This window comes from Microbacterium sp. Leaf159, assembly GCF_001423615.1.
GTDB lineage: Bacteria > Actinomycetota > Actinomycetes > Actinomycetales > Microbacteriaceae > Microbacterium.
Window position 1 is genome coordinate 506,264 of sequence record NZ_LMOU01000002.1, and the last position, 11,955, is coordinate 518,218.

The window sequence follows — 11,955 nt, forward strand, 5'->3', positions numbered from 1 at the left end:
CGCGAGCGAGGGCCGAATGAACGGTACCAATTTTCGCACCTATAAACTGCGTGCACGTATTAAATGCGTGTACTATCGCAACATGCGATATGACAAGCTCGGACCCGTTCTTCGGGTAGCACGCGGAGCGCACGGTCTCGAGCAAGCCGACGTCGCTCGGGCGCTCGAGGTCGGCCAACAAGCCGTGAGCGCTTGGGAACTAGGAACTTCGCGCCCACGTGTCAAGCAATTGCCTGCGCTGGCGACGCTCCTTGGCCTGGAGGTTGACGAACTCCGGGATCTCGGCGACTACGAACAGCATCGAGCGCTGGAGGGTGGTAGGCCGAGGCTGCTAACACTTCCGTTCGATGCTCTAAGCGACGAAGCATTCGAGGCCTTCTGCCGTGACCTTGCGCGAGCGATGTTCCCTCGCCGCGAGGCAACCCGTAACGGATCGACGGGTTTCAAGCAGTTCGGTGTCGACGTCATCGTCGACGGTGAGGGTGAGCGAATTGGAATCCAATGCAAGCGTCACGAGACTTTTGGACCGAGTCAGGTCAGTGCCGCTATACGGGCGGTTCTCCCCACGGCTCACGTCGATAAGGGTGTGATCGCACTAAGTCGAAGCGTGGCGACGCCGCGCGCAAGGCTGGAAGTGGCCAAGAACCCGGATTGGGTGATGTGGGACGGCGAGGATCTGTCGAGCAGAGTGCGCGGCCTGAGCGATGATGTCAAGCTCACGCTGGTCGATGCATACTTCCCTGGCCTTCGGGAACCGTTTCTGGGAATCAGTGCACCATCACCGTGGCGTCAGGTGTCCGAGTTCGATACGACGCTCGCCGGGCGGCTCGGTTACGACCGCAACTTTGATCTCACGGGTCGCGACAATGAGCTCGACCAGTTGCATGAGCTGCTTTCGCAAGGTGCCCCGGTCGCGTTCGTCGTGGGACGCGGTGGCATCGGCAAGTCTCGACTTCTAAGTGAGCTAGGTCGAACGGAGCCGAATCGAGTGGTCCGATACGCATCTGGCGAGGCATTGGCTGCCCCAGCCTTCGAGCTACTTCCCGTCGGAGATCCTGTCATTGTGATGGATGACGCTGGTGATCTCGACAGCCGAGTGTCAGAACTGGTAACGGGAATCCGCGTCGCGCGACCAGACGCGACAATTGTCATGGCCGCCCGTCCGCGAACTTTTCCCGACCTGCTTGCCCGTCTTCGCATGACAGAACAAGACGCAGCGAACGTAAAGATCGAGGTCGGAGATCTCGATCTCGAGCATGCCGAACGGCTCGCGCGTCGCGCACTCGGAGCTGAGGCATCGGCAGACGTCGTGGAGCGGCTGGGTCGAGTGGGCTACGACTGCCCGCTCCTTATCGTGATCGGTGCTCATCTGCTTCGTAACGGACACGTCAGCGCGAACTCGATCGGCTCCAGCTACGAGCTTCGACAGGAGCTGCTCACTCATTTCGCAGACGTCGTGGTCCGCGGCGCGGGAAAAGAATCCCGCAGGATAGTCCTCGACGCTTTAGCCGCCCTTCAGCCGGCGAACCTCGATCAAGCAGAGACCCTCAGTGCGCTCCTATCGATCACAGGTATCGGGGAAGCCGAAATTCTCGACTGTGTGGACGATCTGGAGGATCTCGGAGTCGTGCTTCGTCGTGCAGCGACTGTTCGCGTGGTCCCAGACATGCTGGGTGAAGCTGTACTCGAGCGAGCGCTTGTTGGGAGCGGCGGAAGGGACAGGCGATTCGCCGCTGCACTGGCTGGCGGCGCGCGGGGCACGGCTCTCACGAATGCGATCCGCAATGTCAGCATCGTCGACTGGCGTCGGCGTAGTGCGGGGGAATCACAGCTCGCAGATGTTCTGTGGGGAGCTCTCGAAGTCGCGACCCGCACGGCTGGCAACACGGCTCGGATGAGCCTGGTCGCTGGCGTCGAGGACGTTGCGGCGATCTACCCTGAACGCGCACTACAGCTCGCGGCTGCCGTTATTGCAGACCCCAAGCCCGATGAGCCGAGCGAACTCGGAGCGCTATTCGGCCACTCGGCGTTCACAACTTCCGAGGACTGCAATCGCTCGCTCGCAAAGCTGATCCGCAACGCTGCGTATAACTCCGAGTACCTCGAGCGCTGCATGGACCTGCTACGGCTCATTGGCAAGGATGATGCTCGACCGGAGAACCAGAATCCAGAACACGCAACCCGCCTTCTACGCGAACTCGGGGACTATGCCAACGGGGCACCAGTCGCCGTTCATCTCGAGTATGTGCAGGTCGTCGTCAAGTGGATCGCCGAGACGGAATCGGACTCCGAGGCCGCACAACTAGTGGGCTTGCTGAAGGCCTCGCTTGCTGACGAAATCACCGTGACGCGATCGCGTGGGTTGTCGATCGAGTTCTCGCGCAGGCCGATCAATCTCGACGTGACCGAGCCCGTTCGTCGTGCCGTAGTCGACGCCGCGAACGAACTCGCCTTCTCTGGGCCGCCGCCCGTCGCCATGTCGGCGATCGACCTACTCGAAGAAGCCCTGCGTACAGGAGACAGAGCTGATCCTGTCACTGACGAGTTTCGAGCAGTGGCGCTGCGTCTCGGTGACTTGATGGCGTCTGACGAGCGGCCACCGTCAGTTCGCCTCTCGGCATATCGAGCGCTCGGGTGGTACGCGCACTATGGCGAGGGTGACCGCCAGGCCCTTGCAAGAGAGATGCGAGCGCGCCTCGTTGATGACCTCGATCTCCTCGTCACGCGCATGGTCCGCGGGGGCTGGGCGATCGACGACGATGACGCTACTGCCAATGATCGGTTCAACTATGAAGCCGCCCAGCGCGAGCACGCTCGGATCGTGTCGAAGGTGATCGCACACTGGGAGGGCTTGCCGGATGACGAGGCCGTCGACCACCTCCTGTCGATTGTCCGAGATGAGGAAATGGCGATGGGTCGATTCATCTTCCCGGACCAACTCGCGGCAAATCTGTTCGAGATCCGACCTGGTGCGGCGCGGCGCCTCCTCGAGGACGAATCGTTAGACGCGGTCGGCCGAGCTGCCCAAGCCGTTGCCTTGGCGGTACTTTTCGCGGTCGATGAGCCCGCAGCCGTAAACTCCGCGAACCGTGCGATGGACACGGGAGAGGAGGGAGCGCTCGTCGTCGCTAGCGGCGTCCTCCGACTCCAAGGGGAGCCACTGGGCCAGAGCCGGACATTGGTAGTAAGGCGGCTGCGCAGTACAGAGCACTCGAGCGTTGAGCGGGCTCTTGTGGGGGCTATGAGGTGGTTCAACATCGCGGACCGCGACCTTGCGATCGAGATCATCATGACCACCGGCATGGAGAATGACTCCCGGCTTGCGGCCGAGATTGCCGCGGTACTGACGGATGACCGAGTCATCTCGTGGGAGACGCTCTCGGATGCTCAGCGGGGCAAGGTCCTTGACGGACTCGCCGCGGCACCGAACGTGTCCGACTACAGCATCGAGCAGCTACTCGCTCGCCAGCTCGCGATCGATCCGTTCAGCGTTCTTCGGTTGTGGTTGCGGCGAATCGAGAACCCAAGGGAGTCCTCCGAGCGGTACGAGCCGATTCCCCACGGCCCGGTTGCCGGCCTAAACTTCCGAGCGAGCGCCGACTTCCCAGCAGTCCTATCGGAACTCGTCGAATGGTTGGCCAAGCCGGATGATTGGCGGCGCTCGTTCTACGGGCAGGATCTGTTCGAACTCGTGGTCGGCGCCTTCGATGCCGAGGTGCTCGAGATCCTTCGGCGGCTGATCTCGTCACGTGACGAATCTCAGATATCACTGGCTGCGGGGTTGCTTGGCAAGGCAGGGCACGGATTTCTTCGGGCCAACGTCCCTTTCGTCACCGCTGTGCTGGCTGAGATCGAGTCCTACCCGGACGACTGGGCGAAACGCATCCGAGCGGGTCTTCACGGTTCGGCGATCTACGGCATGAGGAGTCGAGCGATCGGCGAGGATGATCCCGCGGAGGTCTCGCTCCGCGACGACGCGAAGCGGATCGCTTCGGAGTTCCCGGTTGGCTCAGCTCCCCACAAGTTCTACTCCGATGTCGCTGCCGGTGCATCGCGACGTCTCCTCGAAGAGCGCGCGGATGACCGCACCGTCCTTGGACCGCGCAAATGGTGATCGCTAGCTCATCCCCACGGCACAACAACGCACAGACATCGACAACACGCCATGAGGCTGCCGTTCCACGGCCACCTGAGCTCGACCTTCCTCGAACACATCTCGAGACAGCAACCGTTCCGTCCGTAAATTGACGACTAGCCACTCCTCCTCTTCACCGATGACGCCCTCGAGCCGCTCGAGCGTGGTCCGAGGGAGCTCCCACTCTCGCAGACTGATCGGTCCGAGTCGGTCGCCCCAAAAGTAGAGCTTCGAGACGCGATCGTCGCTCCCAGCGGCTCGCTCGGCACCAAGCACGATCCCACGAGGTTGCATGCACACTCCACACGCCGCTCACGGTATCGGTCGACAGACGCGAGCGGGGTGTTCGGGCGCCGAATTGTCTTTCGTCCGGCCTTGCGTGCGCGTGGAGCGCCCGAAGAGTGTGGGCAAAATGTGGGCAAAACACGCTTTGCCGAGAAAGCCTATAGCCGCGATCCCAGTCGGCAGCGGGGATAGCGGCCCTTCGCAAGTGGACGCGACGGCGGGAGTCGAACCCGCAACGCCGTCAGATATGAGCTGAGGCCCGGGACCGCCCGGATCGCCGCGATGGGAACGACGTTACCTCGCCGTGATCTCGATGACCAGCATCGTTGCAGGGATTGACAAAGTGAGTCCGACGATGACGAGTGTCGTCACGCCGCGTCATCCGATTCCGTGCAGCCGGCGGTGTACGTTCGCCTCATGGCAGCCGCAGACTCCCTCGCGACGACTCCCCAGAAGACTCACCGCTACCTGCGTCTCTCCCTGGTGCTCATAGTCTTCACGCTGATCGTCAGCGTCGTGGTGCAGAGCATCGTCGTGACCTGGGAGCCGCTCATCTTCGGTTGGCACCCGCTGGCCTCGATCAGCCATACGTTCTACACCGCCGGGCGCGACATCTTCGTCGGAGCGCTGCTCGCGGCATCCGTGGTGCTCCTCGCCCTCTCCGGGCGGAGCCGCGCGACGACCCTCCTCGATGTGTGCGCGGTGTTCGCGCCACTCATCGCGATCGTGCCGACCGGTCTCGCCGACACCCGTGCGGTCGGTCACATTCCCTGCCCGATCATGGTGGAGTGCATTCCGGCGGAGGACATCGGCACTGCCAAGGCGGGCATCGCCGTCTACGCCGTGGTGGTCGTGGCGGTGGTCATCACGATGGCGGTGATCCGCCACCGCACCCGCACGCCGAATCGCTCAGCCCGGCTCGTGTCGATCATCGCGCTCGTCACCGCCGCGGTCGTCGTCGCCCTCGCCTTCTGGCCCGCGCTCAATGAGAACTTCCCGTTCAACTTCTGGCCTGTGGCCAGCATCCACTTCGCGGTGACCCTGCTGTTCTTCGGCGTGTTCGCCGCGGTGCCGATCCTCTACGCGGGCGGCCCGCTAGAGCCCGGCGAGACCCCGCCCACTCCTCGCCAACGATCGATCTACCGCTGGATCGCGGGGCTGCTGGTCGTCGACCTCCTGCTGCTCGTCGTGGCTCTGCTCTTCCGCCAGGCGTTCGGCGAGACCCCGGTCGTGCTCATCGGCGAGGCCGTCGCCCTGATCCTGTTCGCCACGTTCTGGTGCGTGCAGACGCTCCAGCGGTGGGACGACCCGAACCCACCGTCGATCGTCGCGCGCCGGTCGCTACCCGCGTGAGCCTGGGCGCCTCACTCACACCTCGATCGTGGCGACGATCTTGCCTCGACCACCGCCGGATGCGAGATCGGCGAGCGCCGCCGGAACCTGCTCGAACGGGTAGGTCTTCGAGACGACGGGCGTGAGCACCCCGTCATCCACCAGCGCCGCGAGGCTGCTCAGCTGCTGACCGTCGGCCCGCATGAAGAGGAACTCGTAGGTGACGCCGAGGCGCTTCGCCTGGCGCCTGATCTTTCGACTCAGCGCGGCGATCGCGAGCCGCACCACGGCGTTCACCTGCTTGCGCTTCGCGAACGCGGGGTCGGGAGGCCCCGAGATCCCGATCGCGAGACCGCCCGGCTTCAGCACCCGCAGCGATCTCTCGAGATTCTCCCCGCCGAGGCTGTCGAGCACGAGGTCGTAGTCCGAGAGCACCTCTGCGAAGTCTTCGGCGCGGTAGTCGACCACGACATCGGCGCCCAGGTGGCGGACGAAATCGGCGTTGGCTGCGCTCGCTGTCGTCGCGACGGTGGCTCCGAGATGCTTCGCGAGCTGGATCGCGATCGAGCCGACGCCGCCTGCACCCGCGTGGATCAGGACCTTCTGACCGGGCTCGACCCGGCCCCGCTCGACCAGCGCCTGCCAGGCCGTGAGCGCCACGAGCGGCAGGGATGCGGCCTCGGCCGCCGTGATGCGCGTCGGGGCGAGAGCGAGGTCCGACTCGGCGACGGCGATGCGCTCGGCGAACGCCCCCATGCGGCGCTCGTCGGGTCGGGCGAACACCCGATCCCCGGGTCGGAACGACTCGACGAGTCCGCCGACGCGGATCACGGTGCCGGCGACGTCGTTGCCGAGCACGACCGGCAGCGAGTACGGGAGGATCTGCGCGAACTCCCCCAGGCGGATCTTCTCGTCGAGCTGGTTGAGGCCGACGGCCTCCACCCGGACCAGGACGTCTCGGTCACCGACCTCGGGTTCAGCGGTCTCCCTCAACTCGAGCGGCTGCTTGTACTTCGTGAGCACGAATGCGCGCATCGTCGATCCCTCTGTTCTCTCGCCAGTCCGGTCAGACGGCCGAGGTGCGCAGCTGAGGATAGACGGCGTCGAGCGGCGCACTGAGCCCCGCCTTGAGCTGCACCGAGATCTCATCCGCGAGCACCTCGTACTCGCCCCGTTCGGTCGCGTCGAGGATCGCCCGCACGAGGTCGGCCGGGTCGGTCTTGGGGTCGGAGACGTGCTCGGCCATCGCCGTGTCGACGTAGCCGACGTGCACGCCGACGACGTGCACTCCCGCGGGTGCCAGCTCGAGACGCAGCGAGTTGGTCGCCGACCACAGCGCCGCCTTCGTGGCGCTGTAGATGCCACCGACCGCGAACCACGCGAGAGCGGAGTGGATGTCGATGACCGTGGCTCCGTCGCGACCCGACAACAGCGGGGCGTACGCCCGCGTCAGGAACAGCGGGCCGAGGAAGTTGGTCTCGACGTTGCGGCGGATCTCGTCGTCCGTGTGCGTGAGGATCCCCGCCGTCGGCACCGAGGCGCCGGCGTTGTTGATCAGCACGGTCACGTCGGATGCCACCTCCACGGCGTCGCGGATGGACTGCGCATCGGTGACGTCGAGCGTCAGAGGCACGACCCGTGCGTCATCCCACTCGCGCGGTGTGCGCGCGCTGGCGTAGACCTTCGCCGCTCCGCGTTCGAGCGCCTGGTGCACGAACTGGGTGCCGATACCTCCGTTCGCGCCGGTGACGAGGACGACAGCTCCGTTGAGTGAAGGCATGGACCGCTCTTTCTTCTTTGCGACTTCTTCTTGCGACAATGAGGGATGATCGCTGAGCGCATGCACAAGCGACTCCAGTCATAACCGACTGTACTCAGTTTCTATTCCGAGGGGATTCCGCATGTCGAACCAGGCCGCACCTCTCGGGCGCCGCGAGCGGAACAAGCAGCAGAAACTCGAGAGGATCACGGCGGCCGCAGCCGAGCTCTTCACCGCCCACGGCATCGATGACGTCACGACCCAGCAGATCGCCGAGAAGGCGGATGTCGGCACAGGGACGCTCTTCCTCTACGCCAAGACCAAGGGCGAACTGCTTCTGCTCGTGCAGAACGCGCACTACGCCGTGGCGCTGGAGAGCGGACGCACGGCGGCCGCAGCGACGGACGACACACTCGACGCGACCATGGCCCTTCTCCGCCCGATCATCGAGTGCAATCGGGTGCAGGTCGAGAACGGCCGCACCTACCTCCGCGAGATGGTGTTCGGCAACCCGGCCGACTCGCATCACGCCGAGGCTCTGCGCATCGTCGGCGAGACCGAGACGGCGCTGACCGGCATCCTGAGCCGCGATCCGCTGATCGACGAGCACCGCGCCTCGACACTCGCCCGGATCGTCTCGGCCGCGATGTTCGTCACGATGGCGGCGAGCGTCAACGCCGAAGCGAGCATCGACGAGATCGCCGACGATGTCAGGACCCAGGTCGCGACACTGCTCGATCGATGAGACCGGCGCTCAGCGCCTGATCGAATCGTGGAACGGGTTCGGCTCGAGCGTGAAATCGGTCGACGCATCCGCCCAGGTGCCGCCGTCGACCGGTGCCCGTCCGCGACGCAGTGCGGATATCGCCTTCGTCGCGGGGGCCCCGATCGCCAGTGCAGCCGCACCGGTGAGAGTGTGATCCTCCGACCCCAGCACGCTCGCGCGGTGCCACGCCTCGTGCATCGCTCCTCCCCGCGCGGCCGGCACCTGCCTGGCAGGCAGCGCGCCGGCCCGGCGCAGCGCGACGAGCTGCTCGACGTGCTCCCACCAGGTCGACTCGACCGAGGGATGGAAGTAGTTGTCGCGCAACCAGTCGGGATGCGGATGCCGGAAGCGCCCCGCCACGACCTCGCTGCGCCCGCCGAGCAGACCGCTGCCGACGAACACCGTGTTCAGCAGGCTCTTGCTCACCCCGAACGAGTCGAGCGCGATCACCGGCACGCCGAGGGCCACCGCCTCGACAGCTGCGGTCGAGCTCACGGTCACGAGCCCCGCAGCCGTCGACAGCGCCCGGGCCATCGAGCCGTACGAGACCACGAGGTTGTCGGGCAGCCGTGGCGGCAGCAGATCGAGGTACGGATCGCGTTCGAGGTGGGTCTCGGACTCCCCCGGCCGTGAACGCAGCTTCACCACGACTCGGCGATGGGGGTCGGCCTCGGCCGCCCGCACGAGGGTCGCCGCGATCTCCGCGCGCTCATCGCGACCGACCGGCACCAGCGCCTGCGCCGCGAACACGATGTCGGTGGCGGGCATCCGCACCGGACGCAGCTCCGACTGCGGCACCTGTTCCGGCGACCGGGGTCGCTCGGCCACGAGAGCTCCCGTCGGGCCTGCGGAGTCCGAGACGAGCACGCGCGCCCGGTCATGCGCGAGCATCCGGGATCGCGACCGCGCGAACGGCAGGGTCGCGAGCGCCGTCGGCACCTGCACCCCGATCCGGCGTCCGAGTTCAGCGAACGCTCGCTCCTCCCGATGCGAGTGCACGACGAGCAGATCGGCGTGGCGGCGATACTCCAGGGCTCCGCGCTGGGCCGGGATCGCCATGCCGGGGAGCCCCGCCACGACGACCGGGCGACGGGTGAGACCGTCGATCACCCTGCCCATGAGCCGCACGAACGGGCCTCGGCCTGCGAGCAGCACGACATCAGGATGCTGTCCCTCGAGCCAGCCCGCGGCCTGCGCGAAACTCACCCGGGTGACGTTCTCCGGCAGCATCCCGGTGCCGGTCAGCGCCGTGCGCTGCTGCTCGACACTCGCGGTCAGCGGAGTCTGCACGAGCAGCAGGTGCGGACGGATGCCGGGCACGCTGCCGAGCAGCGACGCCGACCACTTCACGAACGAGTCGGCGTCCGCGATCGCGACGACCCGCAGTGCGCCCGATCCGCTCATCCCCGATCCACTCACGCCCGATCCGCTCATGCCTGATCCACTCATGCCTGATCCACTCATGCCCGATCCGCTCATGCCCGATCCACTCAGGCGGAGACGCGACGCAGCTTCGCCATCGGCGCGCGCTCGCTGTCGAACACGCGCTTGACCCCGTCGCCGAGGGCCATCTCGATCACGCGGATGTCGCGCACGAGGTGCTCGAGGCCGGTCGGCTCGAGCGAGGCCGCGTGATCGGAGCCCCACATCGTGCGGTCGAGGGTGATGTGGCGCTCGACCGCGACGGCGCCGATCGCGACGGCCGCGAGCGAGATCTGCAGGCCGCGCTCATGCCCCGAGTAGCCGACGGGCACCCCGGGGTAGCGGTCGCGCAGCGTGGCGATCGCCCGGAGGTTGGCCTCTTCGGGCTCGAGCGGATACGTCGACGTGGCGTGCATGAGCACGACCCGGTCGGTGCCGAGAGTGGTGAGAGCTCGGTCGATCTGCTCGATCGTCGACATCCCCGTCGAGAGGATGATCGGCTTGCCCGTCTCGCGCAGTGCGACCAGCAGCTCGGTGTCGGTGAGGCTCGCCGAGGCGACCTTGTGCGCCACGACGTTGAGGTCCTCGAGGAAGTCGACGCTGGGCACGTCCCACGGCGAGGCGAACCAGTCGAGGCCGAGCATCGTGGCGTGGTCGCCGATCGCGATGTACTCGTCGCGGCCGAACTCGACGCGACGGCGGTAGTCGAGGTAGCTCATGGTGCCCCACGGCGTCTCGCGCGGCACGTCGCGCATGTGCTCGGGGGTCGAGATCTCGGGCGTGCGCTTCTGGAACTTCACGGCGTCGGCACCCGCCTTGGCGGCGACGTCGATCAGACGCTTGGCGATGTCGACGTCGCCGTTGTGGTTGAGGCCGATCTCCGCGATGAGATAGGCGGGGTGACCGCCGCCGATCACGCGTGAGCCGATGCTGACAGTCATGGTTCCTCCGGTCGTCGAAATGGCCTTCTCCCCTGAGTACGCGCCGGGGGTGAACTGCGTGCGACAGGAGGGTTACCGGAGTCGGTCAGGCCGGCAACACCCGTTCGATCAGCTCGCGCACGGCCCCGTGCCCGCCGGTTCGGCCCAGCACGACGCGGGCAGCTTCGAGGACGAGCGGATGCGCGTTCGCGACGGCGATGGGCCAGCCGACGATGCGCAGCGCCGGCAGGTCGTTGACGTCGTTGCCGAGATACGCGATCTCGGCGAGCGGGATGCCGTTCTCCTCCGCCCACCCGCGCAGAGCCGACTCCTTGTCGTCGATACCGTGCAGCACCGGCACACGGAGCTTCTCGGCCCGCGCGCGCACGACCGGGTTCACCTCGGTCGAGAGGATGAGCATCGGGATGCCGGCCCGGCGCAGCAGCGAGACCCCCATGCCGTCCTCCCGGCTGACCCGCACGCGTTCGACGCCGTCGGCATCGACGCTCGCGGTGTCGTCGGTGTGCACCCCGTCGAAGTCGGTCACGATCGCCCGCACCGGAATCCGCTCGGGTGTCTCGTGCAGGGCGGCGAGCGCCCGCGCGATCCGCAGCTGCTGTTCGTCGTCGATCTCGATGGCCGTCCACTCGGGCACCTCGGCGATGCGGATGCGTCCGAAGAAGCGATGCTTCGCCTCGCGGAAGCCGTCGGCCCGGAACACGTAGAACGCGCCCGTCTCGAGGAAGTGCGGCTCGCGGTCCTGGCGCCGCGGCCGGTGGGTCGCGTCGTGGTTCAGCGCCACGGCCGCCCCGGCATCCGTCTGCTCCGCGTCGGTGCGCGCCCACAGGAACCCGTACGTCTCGTGCGCCGAGAACACACTGTCCGCGCTGCCTGCGCGCACCTCGCGCACGGCATCCGCGAGCACGCCACTGGGGATGAACGGCGACGTCGCCTGCAGGAAGGCCACCACGTCGGCCCCGTCACCCGACCTGTCGAGTTCGTCGAGCGCGTGCAGGATCGCGCTCTCGGATGACGCGGTGTCACCGGATATCCCGGCGGGCCGCCGCACGACCCGCGCCCCCGCAGCCGCGCTCACCGCGGCGATCTCGTCGTCGTCGGTCGAGACGACCACCAGGTCGACGCCCTCGGCTGCCTGCGCACTGCGCACGGCCCGCTCGATCAGCGGTACGCCGCCGACCCGTCGCACGTTCTTGCGAGGCACGCCCTTCGAGCCACCCCGCGCCGGGATGATCGCGACCACCCGGGGTGCGACATGGTCGTGGTTCTCACCCTCGTGGTTCTCGCCCTCGTGGTTCTCGTCCGTGTTCGTGTTCAT

Annotated in this window: 8 protein-coding genes and 1 pseudogene; 3 read left to right on the forward strand and 6 right to left on the reverse strand. The window is 66.5% G+C overall.

Going from position 1 to position 11,955, the window contains the following annotated elements; all coding sequences use genetic code 11:
• The first annotated feature begins 16 nt into the window (after positions 1 to 16).
• Positions 17 to 4,114, forward strand: coding sequence for a helix-turn-helix domain-containing protein (locus ASF80_RS18805; RefSeq protein ID WP_162239140.1), 4,098 nt, complete (start codon positions 17 to 19; stop codon positions 4,112 to 4,114).
• A 512-nt stretch (positions 4,115 to 4,626) separates the two neighbouring features.
• Here ASF80_RS18805 and ASF80_RS18970 read toward each other — a convergent pair.
• Positions 4,627 to 4,702, reverse strand: a pseudogene (locus ASF80_RS18970).
• A 135-nt stretch (positions 4,703 to 4,837) separates the two neighbouring features.
• Here ASF80_RS18970 and ASF80_RS16105 point away from each other — a divergent pair.
• Positions 4,838 to 5,773, forward strand: a complete 936-nt coding sequence (locus tag ASF80_RS16105) for a hypothetical protein (RefSeq protein ID WP_157521104.1) — start codon at positions 4,838 to 4,840, stop codon at positions 5,771 to 5,773.
• Positions 5,774 to 5,788: 15 nt separating this feature from the next.
• On the opposite strand, the gene ASF80_RS16110 is transcribed toward ASF80_RS16105, so the two are convergent.
• A complete protein-coding gene (locus ASF80_RS16110) occupies positions 5,789 to 6,787 on the reverse strand; it encodes an NADP-dependent oxidoreductase (RefSeq protein ID WP_056312961.1) in 999 nt (332 codons plus the stop codon).
• 31 nt (positions 6,788 to 6,818) lie between these two features.
• Positions 6,819 to 7,532, reverse strand: coding sequence for an SDR family oxidoreductase (locus ASF80_RS16115; RefSeq protein ID WP_056312963.1), 714 nt, complete (start codon positions 7,530 to 7,532; stop codon positions 6,819 to 6,821).
• 121 nt (positions 7,533 to 7,653) lie between these two features.
• On the opposite strand from ASF80_RS16115, the gene ASF80_RS16120 reads away from it, so the two are divergent.
• Positions 7,654 to 8,256: a TetR/AcrR family transcriptional regulator gene (locus tag ASF80_RS16120; RefSeq protein ID WP_056312965.1), complete on the forward strand. Its 603-nt coding sequence runs from the start codon at positions 7,654 to 7,656 to the stop codon at positions 8,254 to 8,256.
• Between the two features lie 9 nt (positions 8,257 to 8,265).
• Here the strand turns inward: ASF80_RS16120 and ASF80_RS16125 are convergent, their stop codons facing one another.
• From ASF80_RS16125 to ASF80_RS16135, 3 genes are all read right to left on the reverse strand, one after another.
• On the reverse strand, positions 8,266 to 9,681 hold the full coding sequence (locus tag ASF80_RS16125; RefSeq protein WP_056312967.1) for a DUF6716 putative glycosyltransferase: 1,416 nt from the start codon (positions 9,679 to 9,681) through the stop codon (positions 8,266 to 8,268).
• A gap of 86 nt (positions 9,682 to 9,767) precedes the next feature.
• Entirely contained in the window at positions 9,768 to 10,640 is an 873-nt protein-coding gene (locus ASF80_RS16130; protein ID WP_056312969.1) for an N-acetylneuraminate synthase family protein, read from the reverse strand.
• Positions 10,641 to 10,725: 85 nt separating this feature from the next.
• Positions 10,726 to 11,955 carry an acylneuraminate cytidylyltransferase gene (locus ASF80_RS16135; protein WP_082488467.1) on the reverse strand — a complete coding sequence of 410 codons (1,230 nt, stop codon included), beginning with the start codon at positions 11,953 to 11,955 and terminating at the stop codon, positions 10,726 to 10,728.

What these genes read in the sequence shown, in the direction of transcription:
- ASF80_RS18805 (WP_162239140.1), top strand. Translation starts at nt 17, where the DNA reads ATGAACGGTACCAATTTTCGCACCTATAAACTGCGTGCACGTATTAAA.
- ASF80_RS16105 (WP_157521104.1), top strand. Translation starts at nt 4,838, where the DNA reads ATGGCAGCCGCAGACTCCCTCGCGACGACTCCCCAGAAGACTCACCGC.
- ASF80_RS16110 (WP_056312961.1), bottom strand. Translation starts at nt 6,787, where the DNA reads ATGCGCGCATTCGTGCTCACGAAGTACAAGCAGCCGCTCGAGTTGAGG.
- ASF80_RS16115 (WP_056312963.1), bottom strand. Translation starts at nt 7,532, where the DNA reads ATGCCTTCACTCAACGGAGCTGTCGTCCTCGTCACCGGCGCGAACGGA.
- ASF80_RS16120 (WP_056312965.1), top strand. Translation starts at nt 7,654, where the DNA reads ATGTCGAACCAGGCCGCACCTCTCGGGCGCCGCGAGCGGAACAAGCAG.
- ASF80_RS16125 (WP_056312967.1), bottom strand. Translation starts at nt 9,681, where the DNA reads ATGAGCGGATCGGGCGCACTGCGGGTCGTCGCGATCGCGGACGCCGAC.
- ASF80_RS16130 (WP_056312969.1), bottom strand. Translation starts at nt 10,640, where the DNA reads ATGACTGTCAGCATCGGCTCACGCGTGATCGGCGGCGGTCACCCCGCC.
- ASF80_RS16135 (WP_082488467.1), bottom strand. Translation starts at nt 11,955, where the DNA reads ATGAACACGAACACGGACGAGAACCACGAGGGCGAGAACCACGAGGGT.